This window comes from Caulobacter sp. FV1ye13L (assembly GCF_058681155.1).
Genome location: NZ_CM178732.1, coordinates 1,111,301 through 1,127,689, shown reverse-complemented (window position 1 = coordinate 1,127,689; position 16,389 = coordinate 1,111,301). Strand labels below are relative to the sequence as shown.

The window sequence follows — 16,389 nt, the reverse complement described above, 5'->3', positions numbered from 1 at the left end:
TTCACTTTCCAGGGTGGGTCGTTCGTCCCGGCTACCTCACTGAGGTATGGGCGCCGAAAGGCCGTCTCTCAAACCTTTCAGCAGACATAGGCCTTGGCCTATTTCTTCGGCGCAGGACGCGCTTCACGAACCGTCGTGTTGGGGTTACGTGCTGCCACTTGCGGCTTCACATAACGGCCCGTCACGGCGGAACGAAAGTTCGCGCCCGTCGAAGACCGTGTGGTCATCAACTGTGCCTCTTGGTGCTCGTCCACGTGCGAGCCCTTCACGACCGAATCGGCCCTACATCTTGTGTGGGGACGAGCTTCAGCCTCCATATGGGGCCACAGGGGGCAATGACTCGTCAACGCCTGCGAGAGCAGTTTTTAGTTAATGTGCGGTTAATTGCACGACAGTCGCTGTCGAACTCACCAGCTATACTAACTTTGAAGGCCACGCCGCGACATGCTGCCGCATCTAAACTGAACCAGGACTCACGTTTAGATTCGCGCCCTCGCGCAGAGCCAGCCATTCATCTCTTGGAGGCAGCAGCGTGCCGGACTGTCCAGGTCAGTCAAGGCCCGGTCTGCGACCGGCCGCTCCGCGGCGACCCGGAGGGTCGGCCTTGAGTGACCTGGACAGTCCGGCGATCGTCTCGCCGTGAGATGAAGGGATGGCTCCCTTCGGCGCGAAGGCGGGCGGAACGCCGTGATCGAACCCTTCTCCCAGAGGGAGAAGGAGGGGCCCGCGCCGTAGGCGTGGGAGGATGAGGGGTTTGCGAAGCCCTTCCGGACAGGGCGCGGCCCTCAGTGCGACAACGGCCACCAGTGTAACCCCTCACCCTCCCACGCAAGCGTGGGTCCCTCCCTCTCCCTCTGGGAGAGGGCTGGGCGTACGGGGATACGCCGCGCTCAATCCCCGTAGTTTCCGGAACAAAATCCAATCTATTCAACATCTTGCAAAATAGTTGATCGCGCCCATCAGACGCGTCGAAACCTCCCGCATACTCAATCTCACCTGACAGCACGGGAAGGGCGTCCGGCCGGCGACCAGAGACGGCTGTCAGGGGTGATCGAGCGGGCCACCGTTCGGGCGTATGCCCGAGCGGCCGGTTAAAGTGAGGGCAGGGGACGTAAACCTGTCCATCGGGGGCAAGCCAAGGCCTCCGCCCGTCCGAAGGTTCGCTCCGGGTTCCTCCGGAATCGGCGCGGCTGCAGCCCAAGGCTGGGTCCGTCGCGAGGCAGGACAAAACCCGGGTGGGGCAAAAGGCTGAACAGGCCTGCGCGCCCCGGCCAGAGGGATAACGATCACGCGGAGCGTTCGTCTTCGTCGAAACGGTATTTGCTATCCCCTCATCCGGGCGAGGCCCGGACGCTCCGCCGCTCTTCCCACACCATCGGCGGTTTCCGCGCGAGGTCGCGAAGTCGCGCCCGTGGAGCCCCGCCCAGATTGCCGCCGCCGCGCCTTCGCGTTACGGGTGGCGCGTACGAGGACAATCACGGTGTCGAGACCCAAGGGCTCCCTGGCCGCCGATCACGAGACCAAGCGGCGTGATCTGCTGACCAAGATGACCACGCGCCTGATGCATCGGCAGGCGGCGCGTCCCAGTCTGCGCGATCTGGCCGGGGCCGCCGAGGTCAGCGTTCCGACCCTGCGGCACTATTTCGGCGGCCGTCAGGCGGTGGTCGACGCGGTGCTGGCCGACTGTCTTCGGGTGGGCCGCGACGGCCTGGACGCCCAGCGCAGCTCCGACCGGCCGTTCGCCGAGTCGATCCAGGGCTATGCCGAGGCCCTGATCCGGGCCCTGCAGGCCCCGCGCCCCGTCAAGCTGGGCGACATCTTCGCCGTCAGTCTGGCCGAAGGGTTCCTGGATCCGCAGATCGGCGCCTCGGCCCTGAACCATATTGTCGAGCCGACCCTGCAGGTGCTGGAAGCCCGCCTGGAAGAACACATGCAGCGCGGCGAGATGATCCAGGCCGACGCCCGCGCCGCCGGCCTGATGCTGCTGTCGCCGCTGCTGGTGGCCTGCCTGCACCAGGACCAGCTGAACGGAACCCATGTGCGGCCGCTGTCGACGGAGGATCTGGCCCGCTCGGTCAGCGAGGCCTTCGTGCGGGCCTATGCCGTTCGGGTTCCGGCCTGACGGCCATTCGCCACAGTCGCCAACTCTCCGCTTTTCTATATCTCAAGTGAGATATAGAACCCCGCTCCTAGGTTCGGTGATCGGCGCGGAGAGAACGGCATGGCGAGCAAGATTCACGGCAATTCCTCTCTCGCCTGCCACGAGCTGCATCCCCACGCCCACAGCCCGTCGCGCCCCAGCCAGGCCGAGGCCGAGGCGGCCGTGCGCGTGCTGATCGAGTGGGCGGGCGACGATCCGTCGCGCGAAGGCCTGCTGGACACCCCGGCCCGGGTGGCGCGTTCCTATGGCGAGCTGTTCAGCGGCTATGGCGAGGATCCGCGCCGCCATCTGGAGCGGACCTTCGAAGAGGTCGGCGGCTATGAGGACCTGATCGTGCTGTCCAATATCCGGGTGGTCAGTTTCTGCGAGCACCACATGCTGCCGGTGATCGGCCGGGCCCATGTGGGCTATCTGCCGCGCAACCGGGTGGTGGGCATTTCCAAGCTGGCCCGGGTGGTTCGCGGCTTCGCCAAGCGCCTGCAGATCCAGGAAAAGCTGACCGCCGACATCGCCCAGACCATCCAGGATGTGCTCGATCCCCTGGGCGTCGGCGTGGTGATCGAGGCCGAGCACAGCTGCATGACCCTGCGCGGTGTCGATACGGCCGGCTCGATGCTGTCGACCAGCCGCCTGCTGGGCGTGATCCGTGACGATGGCCGCACGCGGGACGAGTTCCTGCGCATGGTCCGGCAGGCCTGAGACCGATGACCGCCCCGCCCCTCGCCTCGCCGCCCCTCGCTTCGACGACGCCGGCGGTGACGGTCTGGTTCGACGGCGACTGCCCGCTGTGCGTCCGCGAGATCGCCCTGATGCGGCGGCTGGATCGCCGGGGCGCGATCGCCTTTGTCGATGTGGCCGGCGACGGCAGCTGTCCGACCGATCGCGCGCAGCTGCTGGCGCGCTTTCACGCCCAGGAGGCCGGCGGAGCCATGGTGTCGGGCGCCGCGGCCTTCGCGGCCCTGTGGCGGGCCATTCCCGTGCTGGCGCCGTTTGGCCGGATGGCGCGAAACCCGGCGCTGCTGTGGGGGCTGGAGCGGGCCTATCGCGGCTTCCTGCGGCTGCGGCCCCGGCTGCAGGCGCTGGTTCGCCGGCTTGAGAGAACCTCGCGCGGAGGTCGGGCATGACCCCCGCGCCCGGAACGCCGCGCGTGGTGCTGGCCTATGGCCTGCTGGGCCTGATCCCCTTCCTGGCGCCGCCCCTGATCGGCGGCCTGTTTCCCGACCACGCCGCCTTCGCGGCCCGCGCCCTGGCCCTGTATGGCGGCCTGATCCTGTCCTTTCTGGGCGGAGCGCGCTGGGCCATGGCGGTGCGTCAGGATCGCGTTGACGCCCGGGTCGTGTCGCTGGCCATGATCCCGACCCTGGTCGCCCTGGCCGTGTTGCTGCTGCCCGCCGAGCTGCGGGCCACGCAGCTGGCGGTGCTGGCCCTGGCCCTGCTGATCCACGGCGCCTGGGATGTCTGGTCCAGCGGCCTGCCCGACTGGTATCCACGCCTGAGACTGATCCTGACCCTGGGCGGCACGGCCGGGCTGTCGGCCGGCGCGCTGGTGCTGCATGGCTGAGGCGGCTTCCACACCAGCCCGGCTGGCCGTCGTGGTCGGCGGCGCGGGGGGCGTCGGCGGGGCCCTGGCCCGCGCCCTGGCCGGAAACCCGAGCTATGATCGGGTCATCGTCCTGTCGCGACGGCTTCCGGCGGACTGGCCGGCGACGGACGCCCAGGACCGGATGGTCTGGATGCCGGCCGATATTCTCGACGAGGACAGTCTGGCGGCGGCCGCCGTCCGCATCGCCGCCCTGGGGGCGCCGACCCTGATCCTGATCGCCACCGGCATTCTGCACGGCGAGGGTCTGGCGCCGGAAAAGACCCTGCGCGCCGTGACCGCCGAGGCCCTGTCGCGGGTGTTTCTGGTCAATGCCGTGGGCCCGGCCCTGGTCGCCAAGCACCTGCTGCCCCTGACCCCGCGCGACCAGCCCAGCGTTCTGGCCGCCCTGTCGGCCCGGGTGGGCAGTATCGGCGACAACCAGCTGGGTGGCTGGTACGGCTATCGCGCTTCGAAGGCGGCGCTGAACATGCTGATCCACACTATCGCGATTGAGCACCGGCGCACCCGGCCGCTGGGCGTCTGCGTGGCGCTGCATCCCGGCACGGTCGACACCGCCCTCAGCGCGCCGTTCCAGGCGGGGGTGGCCGACGGACGGCTGTTCACCGCCGAGCAGTCGGCCGCCGCCCTGCTGGCGGTGGTCGAGAGCCTGGGTCCCGAGGCCAATGGCGGCTTCTACGCCTGGGACGGAGCGCCCATTCCATGGTGAGCCAGCCTCGCACCGCCGTCATCGGCGCCGGTATGGCCGGTCTGACCTGCGCCACCGCCCTGCAGGCGGCCGGTTGCCCGGTCGTGCTGTTCGACAAGGCGCGAGGGCCGGGCGGGCGGATGTCGACCCGGCGGCAGGCTCTGGGCGAGGGTGAGGTCGCCTTCGATCATGGCGCGCCGGCCTTTGCGGCCCTGGAGGCCGACTTTCAGGCTCAGGTGCAGTTCTGGAGCCTGCAGGGTCTGGCCGCACCCTGGCCTGCCGCAGGACCCGGACAGTTTGTCGGGGTCCCCGCGATGAACGCGCCGCTGAAGGCCATGGCGGCCGATCTGGACACCCGCTGGAGCCAGACGATCAGCGGGCTTTCGCGCGACGGCGCCGGCTGGCGCCTGGCCGGGACGACGCAGGACGAGGGGCCGTTTGACCGCCTCGTCGTGGCCATACCCGCCGAACAGGCCGCCGTTCTGCTGGCTCCGGTCCAGCCACAATTCGCCGCTCTGGCCCGCGCCGTTCGCTCTGCGCCGTGCTGGACCCTGATGGCGGTGTTCGATCAGCCCGTGCAAAGCGCCGAGGCGGTTCTGACCGGCGATGAGGTGGTGGCCTTCGCCAGCCGCGAGGCCAGCAAGCCAGGGCGCGCAGCGACCGAGGCCTGGGTGATCCACGCCACCCCCGACTGGTCGCGCGACCATCTGGAACTGACCGCCGATCAGGCCGCGCCCCGGCTGCTGGCGGGCTTTGAGGCCCTGCTGGGATCGTCTGCGCCCCTCGCCGTTTCGGCGGTGGCCCATCGCTGGCGCTATGCCCGGCCCCTGGCCGCGCCGCGTCCGCCCCTGTGGGACGCGGCGAGCCGCCTGGGCGTCTGCGGCGACTGGCTGGGCGGCGGCTCGGTCGAGGGCGCCTGGCGATCAGGCTTCGAGATGGCGGCTGGGCTCCTGCCTTGACGCCGTCAGCGGCAACGCCCAGAAGCCGGGCGTGACCGACACCGCACCCCCCGCCGCCGCCCCGAAAAAAGCCCCCGGCATGATCCGGTCCTCGGCGATCTATTCGGGCCTGACCCTGGTCAGCCGGCTGATGGGCTTCGTGCGCGATCTGGTGATGTCCTACTTCCTGGGGGCCAGCGCCAATTTCGCGGCTGACGCCTTCAACACCGCCCAGATGTTCCCCAACCTGTTCCGGCGGATCTTCGCCGAAGGCGCCTTCGCGGCGGCCTTCGTGCCGGCCTATTCCAAGACGCTGGACCGCGACGGGGCCGAGGTGGCCGACAAGCTGGCGGCCGACGCCATGGCCACCATCGCCGCCTTCACCGTCGGCCTGACCCTGATCTCGCAGGCCGCCATGCCGTGGCTCATGATGGTCATCAGCCCGGGCTTTGGCTTTGGCACCGACAAGTACAAGCTGGCCGTGATCCTGACCCAGATCACCATGCCCTATCTGCCCTGCATGGCCATCGTGGCCCTGCTGTCGGGCGTTCTGAACGCCCGGGGCAAGTTCATCGTCTCGGCCGCAGCCCCGATCCTGCTCAATCTCGTGACCCTGATCGCGGTCATCCCGACCAAGACCGCTCATCAGGCGGCCACGGCGGCCTCCTGGGGCATTCTGGCCGCCGGGATCTGCCAGGTGCTGCTGCTGGTCTGGGCGGTGCGCAAGGCCGGGGCGACGATCCGCTGGCGGTTGCCGCGCCTCACCCCGGAGATCAAGGGCCTGATCGCCCTGGCCATACCGGGCGCCATCGCCGCCAGCGCCAGCCAGATCAACATCACCATCTCGGGCGTGCTGGCCAGCCATGTGAACGGCGCGCGGACCTGGCTGGCCTATGCCGACCGCCTGTATCAGCTGCCGCTGGGCCTGGTGGGCGTGGCCATCGGCGTCGCCCTGCTGCCGCGCCTGTCGCGGGCCGTGGTGGCCGAGGATCGCCGCGAGGCCCAGAGCGCCATGGACCAGGCCATCGTCTTTGCCTTGGCCCTGACCCTGCCGGCCGCTGTGGCGCTGTTCAGCATTCCGTTCTTCCTGATCGACGGCCTGTTCACGCGCGGCGAGTTCACGGTGTTCGACGCCCGCCAGACGGCCAACGCCCTGTTGCACTATGGCTGGGGCACCCCGGCCTTCGTGCTGGCTCGCATCCTGTCGCCGGCCTTCTTTGCGCGGGGCGACACCAAGAGCCCGATGCGGTTCGCCCTGGTTTCGGTGGCCGTCAATATCGGCCTGGGTCTGGCCCTGTTCCCGTTCATGGGCGTGCCGGGCCTGGCCGCCGCGACCAGCGCCGCCTCATGGATCAATGTGCTGCAGATGGTGCTGACCTTGAGCAAGCGCGGCGACTACACCCCCAGCGCCATGGCCTGGGGCAAGATCATCCGGGTGCTGGCGGCCAGCGTCGCCCTGGGCATGATCCTGGCGGCGATGTCGCACTGGCGCGCCGCCATCGAGGCGCCGATCCTGGCCGTGGGTCTGGGTTCGGCCAAGGAGCTGGCCATCCTGGCGACCTGCGCCCTGGCGGCGGCGCTCTATCCGCTGCTCCTGCTGCTGTCGGGCGGGGTCACCGTGGCCGAGGCCAAGACCGTGCTACGGCGCGGCGCCGGGCGCTGAGCCGGCTTGCCCTGCGGTGCGCGGAGCGGTAACCAGCGGGCATGGCTTTGATCGGTCCCTTCGCGTCGCGATGGCGCGGCTCCCGCTGACCCTGATCGCCGCATCTTCGGATGCGGTTGGCGCCCTCGCGCTCGCCACCTCAAATCTACGCATTCAAGGCTGAAGCCATGACCGACCAAGCTCCCGTCGCCGCCCCCCTTGCCGCCTATGCGGGCCCGGCCCGCGTCCTCTCCGGCGTGCAGCCCTCCGGGGCCCTGCATCTGGGCAACTATCTGGGCGCGCTGGTGAAGTTCGCCCGCCTGCAACACGAGATCGACACCTTCATCTTCGTGGCCGACCTGCACGCCATCACCGTCTGGCAGGAGCCGGCGGCCCTGGCCCAGCAGACCCGCGAGATCGCCGCCGCCTATCTGGCCGCCGGTCTCGATCCGGCCAAGGCCACCATCTTCCCGCAGTCGGCCGTGCCCGAGCATGCCGAACTGGCCTGGATCTTCCAGTGCGTGGCCCGCCTGGGCTGGCTGGACCGCATGACCCAGTTCAAGGAAAAGAGCGGCAAGAACAAGGAGCGCAGTTCGGTGGGGCTCTACACCTATCCGGTGCTGCAGGCCGCCGACATCCTGATCTACAAGGCCACCCACGTGCCGGTGGGCGAGGACCAGAAGCAGCATCTGGAACTGACCCGCGACATCGCCGCCAAGTTCAACCACGACTTTGCCGCGCCCAACTTCTTCCCGCAGCCTGATCCGCTGATCCAGGGCCCCGGCGCGCGGATCATGAGCCTGCGCGACGGTTCGGCCAAGATGAGCAAGTCCGATCCGTCGGACTATAGCCGTATCAACCTGACCGACGACGCCGACACCATCGCCGCCAAGGTCAAGAAGGCCCGCACCGATCCCGAGCCCCTGCCCGAGACGCTGGAAGAGCTGGCGACCCGCCCCGAGGCCGACAACCTGGTCGGCATCTTCGCGGCCCTGGACGGCCGGACGAAGGCGGAAGTCCTGGCCGAGTATGCCGGCAAGGGCTTTGGAACCTTCAAGCCGGCCATGGCCGAACTGGCGGTCGAGAAGCTGGCCCCGGTGGGGGAGCGCATGCGGACCCTGCTGGCCGATCCGGCCGAGATCGACCGCATCCTGGCCAAGGGCGCGGAGCGGGCGCGCGAAGTGGCTGCCCCGACCGTGGCCGAGGTCAAGAAGCTGGTGGGGTTCTGGGGGGCTTGAAACTCGCCCCCTCCTGACCGCTTCGCGGTCGTCTTCCCCCTACGGGGGAGGAGCGCCGAAGGCGCGGAGGGGGCAAGTGTTCGCCGACTAGACCCGCTCGGGGATCCGCACCGTCAGGGTCTCATAGCCCTTCACGAAGCTGGAATAGACCCGGCGCGGCTCGTCGAGGACCTCGATCTTCGGGAAGCGCTTGAGGATTTCTTCCCAGACGATCTTCAGCTGCATCTCGGCCAGGCGGTTGCCCACGCAGCGATGGATGCCGAAGCCGAACGACAGGTGGCGGCGGGGGTTTTCGCGGTCGATGATGAAGCTGTCGGCGTCTTCGATCACGGTGTCGTCGCGGTTGCCCGAGACGTACCACATGACGACCTTGTCGCCCTTCTTGATCTGTTTGCCGCCCAGTTCGACATCTTCTAGCGCGGTGCGGCGCATGTGGGCCAGGGGCGTCTGCCAGCGGATGATCTCCGAGACCATCGACGGGATCAGCTCTGGATTGGCCCGCAGCTTGGCTTCCTGTTCCGGGTTCTTGGACAGGGCGTAGAGGCCGCCGGTCAGGGAGTTGCGGGTCGTGTCATTGCCGCCGACGATCAGCAGGATGATGTTGCCCAGATACTCCATGGGCGGCATGTCGCGGGTGGCTTCGCCGTGGGCCAGCATCGAGATCAGGTCGCCGCCCGGCTCGGTGGCGTTGACCCGCTCGTTCCACAGATTGGTGAAATAGGCCAGGCACTCCAGCAGTTCGGCCCGGCGGGCGTCCTCGCTCTCGATCAGGCCGCTTTCCGGCGAGGCGGTGGCGATGTCCGACCAGCGGGTCAGCTTGCGGCGCTCTTCCCACGGGAAGTCGAACAGGGTGGCCAGCATCTGGGTGGTCAGCTCGATCGACACCTTGTCGACCCAGTCGAAGGGCACGCCGATCGGCAGGTCGTCGAGGATCAGGTTCACCCGCTCGCGGATCAGGCCTTCCAGCTTGGCCAGGTTCTGGGGCGAGACGATAGGGCTCACCGTCTTGCGCTGGATGTCGTGCTTGGGCGGGTCCATGGCGATGAACATCGGCAGGACGAAGTCCTCGTCGAAGTTCCGGATCGTGATGCCGCCCAGATGGGCGTCGGACGAAAACACCGCGTGATTGGTGTCGACAGCCATGATGTCGTTGTAGCGGGTCACCGACCAGTAGGGGCCCGTTTCCTCATTGCCCTTGGAATAGTGAACCGGGTCTTCTTTGCGGAGCCGTTCAAAATAGGGCCACATGGCGTCGGTCTGGAACAGGACCGGATCGGCGACATGGTAGTCCTCGAGGGGAATGGACCAGGCCTTGGCGCGCACTTCGGCGCTCAGATCAATCGAGCCATCGCTCATGTAAGCCTCCCGCGGATCATTGTTTTCAGCATCACGCCAGAAAATGACGCCTGTGTCACCTTTCTTTCTGAGGCGCCCGACATCTTGCGCGCGGGGCTGTCGAGGTCCATCTCTCCGCCATGTTCATCCAGACCGAAACCACGCCCAATCCCGAGGTGCTGAAGTTCCTGCCCGGCCGTGAAGTGCTGGGTGAGGGCGCGCGCGAGTTCAAGACGCCGGAAGAGGGCGAGTCCTCGCCGCTGGCCAAGGCCCTGTTCCAGCTGGGCGACGTGACACGGGTATTTTTCGGTCCCGAATTCCTGACCGTGACCAAGGATCCGGACGCCGAGTGGCCGCATCTGAAGGCGCCGATCCTGGCGGCGATCATGGACCATTTCACCAGCGGCCGGCCCCTGCTGCTGGACGCCACGGAGAGTGGTCACGACGACGACGGCGTCTATGACGCGGAAACCAGCCAGATCGTCGCCGAGATCAAGGAACTGCTCGACACCCGCATTCGTCCGGCCGTGGCCCAGGACGGCGGCGACATCGTGTTCAGCAAGTTCGAGCCCGCCACTGGCGTGGTCTGGCTGCACATGCGCGGCGCCTGCTCGGGCTGCCCGTCCTCGTCGGCGACCCTGAAGTCCGGCGTCGAGAACATGCTCAAGCACTATGTGCCCGAGGTCACCCGGGTCGAGCAGACCCTCTAGGAATTTCCCCGCCCTGCGGCTTGCGCGCCCGTCTCGCAAGCCTATATTGCAACCATACAAGTTGCTGATAGCTTCCTTGAGGATCGCAAATGGCCAAGCTCGACGCTCCGGCGCTCGCCCAACTGTTTACGCAGGCGCGGACGCGCAATGGCTGGAAGACCGATCCGCTGCCGGAAAGCCTGCTGCGCGAGCTCTATGACCTTGTGAAGTTCGGCCCCACCGCCGCCAACTCGACCCCGGCGCGCTTCATCTTCGTGACGAGCCCGGAAGCCAAGGCCAAGCTGGCGGCGCTGTCGTCGGGTTCGAATGGCCCCAAGATCCTGCAGGCCCCGGCCACGGTGATCATCGGCTACGACCTCGACTTCCCCGAGACCCTCGACAAGCTGTTCCCGCACGCCCCCGGCGCCAAGACCTGGTTCGGTGACCCCGTGGCCAAGGAGTGGGGCGCGTTCCGCAACAGCTCGCTGCAGGGCGGCTATTTCATCCTCGCCGCCCGGGCCCTGGGCCTGGACGTCGGCGCGATGTCGGGCTTCGACAATGCGGGCGTCGACGCGGAATTCTTCGCGGGCACCAACATAAAGTCCAATTTCATTGCTTCGATCGGCTACGGCACGGAAGAGGGTCTCTTCCCGCGCAGCCCGCGCCTCGATTTCGAGGAAGCCGCCCAAATCGTCTGATCTCGCGCCACAGTTTTTGGCCGGTCCGCGTGAGTATGGATCGGCCCGACCTGATCCTCCGGTCGTTTCGGCGACCGGAGGTGACGGGTTCTTTGTGCATCTGGAGCACACGCGCTAAAACCAACCCATGATCCAGCGCCTTGCCCTTATCGCCCTGCCGCTCCTGCTGCTCGCCGCCTGCGGTCCGGCGGAAAAGAAGGCCGCCGAGGCTGGCGCTGCCCCGCCCTCCGCCGAGTCTGGCAAGAGCAGCTCTGTCGCGGTGATGGTCAAACCCTATGTCGATGGCCCCCTGACCGTCGGCGTTGACGGCGTCGGCCCGATTACCGCCGCCACGGCGTTCGACCTGCCGACCTTCAAGGTGCTGTTCCCCAGGGCGGTGGTCGCCCAGGCCTTCCTGCACCTCGGAACCGGCCGGCCCCAGCCGATCATCAACGTCGAGCTGAACCAGACCCCGCTGATGGAGGTCTCCAAGGGCGAGGATGGCGATCTGGGCTCGATCCGTCTGGAAGGCGGCGACGTGCGCGGCCCCAAGGACGAGACCCTGCTGACCCAGTGGTCGGCGCTGGATCTGGACATCGCCAACTGCCGGGCCGGCGAGGGGCGTGACATCAACACCGTGGTCTGCGTCCGGCCCGAGGCGCCCAATGTCGCCTATCTGATCGGCGTGCCGGGATGGACCAAGGGCGGCCTGCCGCCGGTCGGGACGCTGAACGCCAAGGGCCAGCTGAACGGTTTCGTCTGGCGGCCGGCCGAGGTCGCCGCCGTCGGCGCGGCCTGATCGTCTCATGCGCTTGCCCCTCGCCCTGATCGCCGTTCCGCTGGCGCTGCTCGCCGCCTGTGGTCCGGCGGACAAGCCCGCACCGCCGGCATCGCCCCCGTCCGCCGCCGCACCCGCAGCCGGGACGGGCTCCCTGCTGGCGCTCGACGAGTACGCCGTCGGGCCGATCATGGCCCAGACCCCGTTCAGGGCCGAGGCGATCCAGGCCCTGTTTCCGAACGACCGGGTCGCGACGGACGGCTCGGTCATCACTGTCGCCCGCGACGGCGTGACGATGCTGAAAATCCTCGGCGAGCCAGGCCTGACCACGGTCGGCGAGATCCATATCGCCGGACGATTGGCGACCGGACCGCGCGGCGAGGTCTTCGGCATGCCCTGGACCCGGCTGGACGTGCCCCCCAAGCGCTGCTGGATGGGCCAGGACGCCTATCGCCACGCCGTGATCTGCACCCAGCCCGGCGAGTCCGTTCTGCGCTATGTGTTTGAGGTTCCCGGCTGGACCACGGATGCGTTGCCGCCGACCGAGGTGCTGGCCAAGGCCACCTTGCGCGACTTCATCTGGAAGAGCGGCGCGGGCGGCTACGCTCCGAACGGGGGCGGCGCATGATCCTGGCCATCGACACCTGCCTGGGCGCCAGCTCGGTCGCGATCCTGGACGGCGACCGGGTGCTGGCCTCGCGCAGCGAGCCCATGACCCGGGGCCACCAGGAACGCATCGGCGTTCTGGCCCGCGAGGTCGCGCTGGAAGCCGGCGTGGCGTTTTCCGACCTTACCCGGATCGGCGTCACGGTCGGTCCCGGCTCGTTCACCGGCCTGCGCGTGGGTCTGGCCTTCGCCAAGGGCCTGGCGACGGCGCTGTCGATCCCCTGCGTGGGGGTCAGCACGCTGGAGGCCCTGGCCTTTGGAACGCCGGGCTTCGTCGCCGCCGTGCTCGATGCGCGGATGAGCCAGGTCTATCTGCAAATCTTCGACGGCCGGGTCGCCCTGATGGCCCCCGACGCCCTTGACCTGGGCTTCGCCGCCGCGCGGCTGGCCGAACTGCATGGCGGACAGGCCGTGACCCTGATCGGGTCTGGCGCGCCGCTGCTGGCTGAAACCTTCCCGAAGGCTGCGATCCTCACCCCGGCCTTTCCCGATCCGGTCGCCGTGGCGCGACTAGCCGCCGCCCGGCCCGCGCCGACCCATTCGCCCCGGCCGCTGTATCTGCGCGCGCCCTACGCCACCCTTCCAGCCTCATGATCCTGCGTCCCGTGGGCCTGGAGGCCTGTTTCATCCTGGCTGATCTGCACGACCGCGCCTTTCCCCGGCCGTGGAGCGCTCTGGAATTCGAAGAGTTGCTGAAGTCGCCCGGAGTCTTCGCCGTCATGGGCGAGGCGGGCGAGCCGGCCGTCGAGAAGGGCTTCATCCTGTGCCGCTCGATCGCCGGCGAGGCCGAGATCCTGACCATCGCTGTCGACCCCGCCGCCCGTCGTCGCGGCTGGGGCGGCGCCCTGGTCGAAATGGCGGCCGGGATCGCGACCGAAACCGGCTCTGAAGCCATGTTCCTGGAGGTGGCGTCCGACAACACGGCCGCCATCGCCCTCTATGCGGCGACCGGCTTTGCCCGGGTTGGGCTGCGCAAGGGCTATTATCCCCATCCGGATGGCGCTAGGGACGCGATTGTCATGCGGCGGGCGCTTAACACTTAAGGGCTCACCGCCTATCCTGCCATCGACTCAGACGGAGGCGCCGCCTTGGATCGACTTGAAAAGCTCTGCATCGATAAGGGCATGCGCATGACCGACCAGCGCCGCGTGATCGCGCGCGTGCTGTCGGCCGCCGACGATCACCCGGATGTGGAAGAGCTGCACCGCCGCGCCCACGCGGTCGATCCGCATATCTCGATCGCCACCGTCTATCGGACGGTCCGCCTGTTCGAAGAGAGCGGCATCATCGAGCGCCACGACTTCCGCGACGGCCGCTCGCGCTATGAAGAAACCCCCAGCCATCACCACGACCACCTGATCGACATGAAGACCGGCAAGGTCGTCGAGTTCGTGGACGAGGAGATCGAGGCCCTGCAGAACGCCATCGCGCGCAAGCTGGGCTACAAGCTGGTGGATCACCGGCTGGAACTGTACGGCGTTCCGATCGAGGATTGATCGTGAGCTGCTCCCCCTTTGGGGGAGCTGTCGCGAGGCGACTGAGGGGGCCTTCTGGGCCTGGGCCGAGCCAGCCCCCTCCGGCCCTCTGGGCCACCTCCCCCAGAGGGGGAGGATCTCCAGTGTGGCGCCCATGTCCTTGCACGTCGGGCCTCACGCCCCCATAACCTCGCCCATGAGCGAGACCCCGCAAAAGCGCCTCTATATCAAGACCTACGGCTGTCAGATGAACGTCTATGACAGCGAGCGCATGGCCGATGTCCTGCGTCCGCTGGGCTATGGCGTGGTCAATGATCCCGAAGGCGCCGATCTGGTGGTGCTCAACACCTGCCACATCCGCGAAAAGGCCACCGAGAAGGTCTATTCGGAGCTTGGCCAGATCAAGCTGATGAAGGATCGCAAGGCGGCGGATGGCGGACGCATGACCATCGCCGTGGCTGGCTGCGTGGCCCAGGCCGAGGGCAAGGAGATCATGCATCGCCAGAAGGCGGTCGATCTGGTGGTCGGGCCGCAATCCTATCACCAGCTGCCCGAGCTGATCGCCCGCGCCCACCGGGCCACCGGCGAGCGGCTGTCGACCAGCTTCGCCGCTGACGAGAAGTTCGACGCCCTGCCGGCCGAGCGCCAGGTCAACGGCGTCACCGCCTTCCTGACCGTGCAGGAGGGCTGCGACAAGTTCTGCACCTTCTGCGTGGTGCCCTATACGCGCGGCGGCGAGTGGTCGCGGCCGGTCAACGACATCCTCGAGGAAGCCCGGCGCCTGGCCGCTCAGGGCGTGCGCGAGGTCACCCTGCTGGGCCAGAACGTCAACGCCTTTAATGGCGACGGCTCGACCCTGGCCAAGCTGGTGCGTCAGCTGGCCAAGATCGATGGCCTTGACCGCATCCGCTACACCACCAGCCATCCCCGCGACATGGGCGATGACCTGATCGAGGCCCATGGCGAGCTGCCCGAGCTGATGCCCTATCTGCACCTGCCGGTGCAGGCGGGCAGCGACAAGATCCTCAAGGCCATGAACCGCGACCACACGGCCGAAAGCTATGTGAAGCTGATCGAGAAGATCCGCCTTGCGCGGCCTGACATCGCCATGAGCGGCGACTTCATCGTCGGCTTCCCCGGCGAGCGTGACGGCGATTTCGAAAAGACCCTGGAGCTGGTCCGCGAGGTCGGCTTCGCCAGCGCCTTCTCGTTCAAATATTCGCGCCGCCCCGGCACCCCGGCCTCGGCCATGACCGGCCAGGTCGACGAAGCCGTTAAGGCCGAGCGCCTGGAGCGCCTGAACCAGCTGCTGGACGTGCAGCAAAAGGCCTTCAATGCCGGCCAGGTGGGCAAGACCATGCCCGTGCTGTTCGAGAAGGCCGGGCGCCATGCCGGCCAGATCGTCGGCCGCAGTCCCTATCTGCAGGCGGTTCACGCCGAAGGCGGCGAGCACCTGCTGGGAACCATCGTTGCCGTCCGTATCGAAACCGCCGCCAAGATGAGCCTGGGCGGCGTGCTGGAAACGTCTTCCATCCTGGAGCCCGCTTGAGTCGCACCCCTGAGTTTATGCCGCTGTCGGACGACGCGGTTCACGCCGTCTCCGGTCCCCATGGCCGTCATGCGGCCCTGATCGAGGACGCCTTCAGGGTGCTCATTGAGACGCCAGGTGGCGGCGTCACCATCACCGGCGACGTCAAGGGCCGCACCGGCGCCAAGCGGGCGCTGCGGGATCTGGCCGACCGCGCTGACGCCGGCGAACAGATTGTCGAGGCCGACATCCGTATCGCCGTGGGCGAGGCCCAGAGCACCGGTGGTCAGGCCTCGGCCCGCACCGTGCGCAAGGGTTCGGTGTCGCCCAAGACCAAGGGCCAGGCCCGCTATATGGAAGCCATGGGCAGCCATCCGCTGTCGTTTGGCCTGGGTCCGGCGGGCACCGGCAAGACCTTCCTGGCCGTGGCGCACGGGGCCGGCATGCTGCTGCGCGGCGAGGTCGATCGCCTGATCGTCACCCGCCCCGCCGTCGAGGCCGGCGAAAAGCTGGGCTTTCTGCCGGGCGACCTGAACGAGAAGGTCGATCCCTATATGGCCCCGGTCTGGGAGGCTCTGACCGACATCATGGGCGCCGACCAGCTGCGCCGCCGTCGCGAGAAGCTGGAGATCGAGGTCGCCCCGATCGCCTTCATGCGCGGCCGCACCCTGGCGCATGCGTTTGTCATCGTCGACGAGGCCCAGAATTGCTCGCGTCTGCAGATGAAGATGGTCCTGACCCGGCTGGGCGAGGGCTCGCGCATGGTGGTGACGGGCGACCCGACCCAGATCGACCTGCTCAATCCCCGCGACTCCGGCCTGGCCCACGCCGTCTCGATCCTGGAAGGGGTCGAGGGGGTTTCAGTCTCGCGCTTCACTGCCGCCGACGTGGTGCGTCACCCGTTGGTCGAACGCATCGTTCGGGCCTATGACGCCGACGCCCTGCAGACGACGACGCGATGACCATCACCGTAG

18 protein-coding genes are annotated in these 16,389 nt (G+C 68.0%); 17 read left to right on the top strand and 1 reads right to left on the bottom strand.

Going from position 1 to position 16,389, the window contains the following annotated elements; all coding sequences use genetic code 11:
* Positions 1–1,480 precede the first annotated feature (1,480 nt).
* The 8 genes from ACW176_RS05190 (at position 1,481) to trpS (ending at position 8,267) form a co-directional block, all read left to right on the top strand.
* Positions 1,481–2,122, top strand: coding sequence for a TetR/AcrR family transcriptional regulator (locus ACW176_RS05190; protein ID WP_492111143.1), 642 nt, complete (start codon positions 1,481–1,483; stop codon positions 2,120–2,122).
* A 99-nt stretch (positions 2,123–2,221) separates the two neighbouring features.
* On the top strand, positions 2,222–2,860 hold the full coding sequence (gene folE, locus ACW176_RS05185; protein WP_419319263.1) for a GTP cyclohydrolase I FolE: 639 nt from the start codon (positions 2,222–2,224) through the stop codon (positions 2,858–2,860).
* A 5-nt stretch (positions 2,861–2,865) separates the two neighbouring features.
* Positions 2,866–3,285: a thiol-disulfide oxidoreductase DCC family protein gene (locus ACW176_RS05180; protein WP_492111142.1), complete on the top strand. Its 420-nt coding sequence runs from the start codon at positions 2,866–2,868 to the stop codon at positions 3,283–3,285.
* Positions 3,282–3,722 carry a DUF3429 domain-containing protein gene (locus tag ACW176_RS05175; RefSeq protein WP_492111141.1) on the top strand — a complete coding sequence of 147 codons (441 nt, stop codon included), beginning with the start codon at positions 3,282–3,284 and terminating at the stop codon, positions 3,720–3,722. Before ACW176_RS05180 ends, ACW176_RS05175 begins: the two co-directional genes overlap by 4 nt.
* Positions 3,715–4,470 (top strand): SDR family NAD(P)-dependent oxidoreductase, encoded by a 756-nt coding sequence (locus ACW176_RS05170; protein ID WP_492111140.1) that lies wholly within the window; start codon positions 3,715–3,717, stop codon positions 4,468–4,470. Before ACW176_RS05175 ends, ACW176_RS05170 begins: the two co-directional genes overlap by 8 nt.
* Positions 4,464–5,408 carry an NAD(P)/FAD-dependent oxidoreductase gene (locus ACW176_RS05165; protein ID WP_492111139.1) on the top strand — a complete coding sequence of 315 codons (945 nt, stop codon included), beginning with the start codon at positions 4,464–4,466 and terminating at the stop codon, positions 5,406–5,408. The genes ACW176_RS05170 and ACW176_RS05165 overlap by 7 nt, the downstream gene beginning before the upstream one ends.
* Before the next feature lie 31 nt (positions 5,409–5,439).
* Positions 5,440–7,050: a murein biosynthesis integral membrane protein MurJ gene (gene murJ, locus ACW176_RS05160; protein WP_492111138.1), complete on the top strand. Its 1,611-nt coding sequence runs from the start codon at positions 5,440–5,442 to the stop codon at positions 7,048–7,050.
* A 167-nt stretch (positions 7,051–7,217) separates the two neighbouring features.
* Positions 7,218–8,267 carry a tryptophan--tRNA ligase gene (trpS, locus tag ACW176_RS05155; protein ID WP_492056104.1) on the top strand — a complete coding sequence of 350 codons (1,050 nt, stop codon included), beginning with the start codon at positions 7,218–7,220 and terminating at the stop codon, positions 8,265–8,267.
* 87 nt (positions 8,268–8,354) lie between these two features.
* Here trpS and ACW176_RS05150 read toward each other — a convergent pair whose 3' ends face one another.
* A complete protein-coding gene (locus ACW176_RS05150) occupies positions 8,355–9,623 on the bottom strand; it encodes a cytochrome P450 (protein WP_492111137.1) in 1,269 nt (422 codons plus the stop codon).
* 119 nt (positions 9,624–9,742) lie between these two features.
* On the opposite strand from ACW176_RS05150, the gene ACW176_RS05145 reads away from it, so the two are divergent.
* The 9 genes from ACW176_RS05145 (at position 9,743) to ACW176_RS05105 (ending at position 16,377) form a co-directional block, all read left to right on the top strand.
* Complete coding sequence (locus ACW176_RS05145; RefSeq protein WP_492056105.1) at positions 9,743–10,312, top strand: NifU family protein; 570 nt, start codon at positions 9,743–9,745, stop codon at positions 10,310–10,312.
* Between the two features lie 89 nt (positions 10,313–10,401).
* Complete coding sequence (locus ACW176_RS05140; RefSeq protein WP_492111136.1) at positions 10,402–10,989, top strand: malonic semialdehyde reductase; 588 nt, start codon at positions 10,402–10,404, stop codon at positions 10,987–10,989.
* A gap of 127 nt (positions 10,990–11,116) precedes the next feature.
* Positions 11,117–11,767, top strand: coding sequence for a DUF1131 family protein (locus ACW176_RS05135; RefSeq protein ID WP_492111135.1), 651 nt, complete (start codon positions 11,117–11,119; stop codon positions 11,765–11,767).
* 7 nt (positions 11,768–11,774) lie between these two features.
* Positions 11,775–12,374, top strand: a complete 600-nt coding sequence (locus ACW176_RS05130; protein WP_492111134.1) for a DUF1131 domain-containing protein — start codon at positions 11,775–11,777, stop codon at positions 12,372–12,374.
* Positions 12,371–13,006 carry a tRNA (adenosine(37)-N6)-threonylcarbamoyltransferase complex dimerization subunit type 1 TsaB gene (tsaB, locus tag ACW176_RS05125; RefSeq protein ID WP_492111133.1) on the top strand — a complete coding sequence of 212 codons (636 nt, stop codon included), beginning with the start codon at positions 12,371–12,373 and terminating at the stop codon, positions 13,004–13,006. The genes ACW176_RS05130 and tsaB overlap by 4 nt, the downstream gene beginning before the upstream one ends.
* Positions 13,003–13,455, top strand: coding sequence for a ribosomal protein S18-alanine N-acetyltransferase (rimI, locus tag ACW176_RS05120; protein ID WP_492111132.1), 453 nt, complete (start codon positions 13,003–13,005; stop codon positions 13,453–13,455). The genes tsaB and rimI overlap by 4 nt, the downstream gene beginning before the upstream one ends.
* Positions 13,456–13,500: 45 nt before the next feature.
* On the top strand, positions 13,501–13,908 hold the full coding sequence (locus tag ACW176_RS05115; RefSeq protein ID WP_419253579.1) for a Fur family transcriptional regulator: 408 nt from the start codon (positions 13,501–13,503) through the stop codon (positions 13,906–13,908).
* 175 nt (positions 13,909–14,083) lie between these two features.
* Positions 14,084–15,436: a tRNA (N6-isopentenyl adenosine(37)-C2)-methylthiotransferase MiaB gene (gene miaB / locus ACW176_RS05110; RefSeq protein WP_492111131.1), complete on the top strand. Its 1,353-nt coding sequence runs from the start codon at positions 14,084–14,086 to the stop codon at positions 15,434–15,436.
* Positions 15,433–16,377: a PhoH family protein gene (locus ACW176_RS05105; RefSeq protein ID WP_419253580.1), complete on the top strand. Its 945-nt coding sequence runs from the start codon at positions 15,433–15,435 to the stop codon at positions 16,375–16,377. Before miaB ends, ACW176_RS05105 begins: the two co-directional genes overlap by 4 nt.
* The last annotated feature ends 12 nt before the right edge of the window (positions 16,378–16,389 follow it).

Coding starts and splice junctions, on each gene's coding strand:
- miaB (WP_492111131.1), top strand. CDS start 14,084: ATGAGCGAGACCCCGCAAAAGCGCCTCTATATCAAGACCTACGGCTGT.
- trpS (WP_492056104.1), top strand. CDS start 7,218: ATGACCGACCAAGCTCCCGTCGCCGCCCCCCTTGCCGCCTATGCGGGC.
- ACW176_RS05150 (WP_492111137.1), bottom strand. CDS start 9,623: ATGAGCGATGGCTCGATTGATCTGAGCGCCGAAGTGCGCGCCAAGGCC.
- ACW176_RS05180 (WP_492111142.1), top strand. CDS start 2,866: ATGACCGCCCCGCCCCTCGCCTCGCCGCCCCTCGCTTCGACGACGCCG.
- ACW176_RS05175 (WP_492111141.1), top strand. CDS start 3,282: ATGACCCCCGCGCCCGGAACGCCGCGCGTGGTGCTGGCCTATGGCCTG.
- ACW176_RS05135 (WP_492111135.1), top strand. CDS start 11,117: ATGATCCAGCGCCTTGCCCTTATCGCCCTGCCGCTCCTGCTGCTCGCC.
- ACW176_RS05165 (WP_492111139.1), top strand. CDS start 4,464: ATGGTGAGCCAGCCTCGCACCGCCGTCATCGGCGCCGGTATGGCCGGT.
- folE (WP_419319263.1), top strand. CDS start 2,222: ATGGCGAGCAAGATTCACGGCAATTCCTCTCTCGCCTGCCACGAGCTG.
- ACW176_RS05145 (WP_492056105.1), top strand. CDS start 9,743: ATGTTCATCCAGACCGAAACCACGCCCAATCCCGAGGTGCTGAAGTTC.
- ACW176_RS05130 (WP_492111134.1), top strand. CDS start 11,775: ATGCGCTTGCCCCTCGCCCTGATCGCCGTTCCGCTGGCGCTGCTCGCC.
- tsaB (WP_492111133.1), top strand. CDS start 12,371: ATGATCCTGGCCATCGACACCTGCCTGGGCGCCAGCTCGGTCGCGATC.
- ACW176_RS05140 (WP_492111136.1), top strand. CDS start 10,402: ATGGCCAAGCTCGACGCTCCGGCGCTCGCCCAACTGTTTACGCAGGCG.
- ACW176_RS05170 (WP_492111140.1), top strand. CDS start 3,715: ATGGCTGAGGCGGCTTCCACACCAGCCCGGCTGGCCGTCGTGGTCGGC.
- rimI (WP_492111132.1), top strand. CDS start 13,003: ATGATCCTGCGTCCCGTGGGCCTGGAGGCCTGTTTCATCCTGGCTGAT.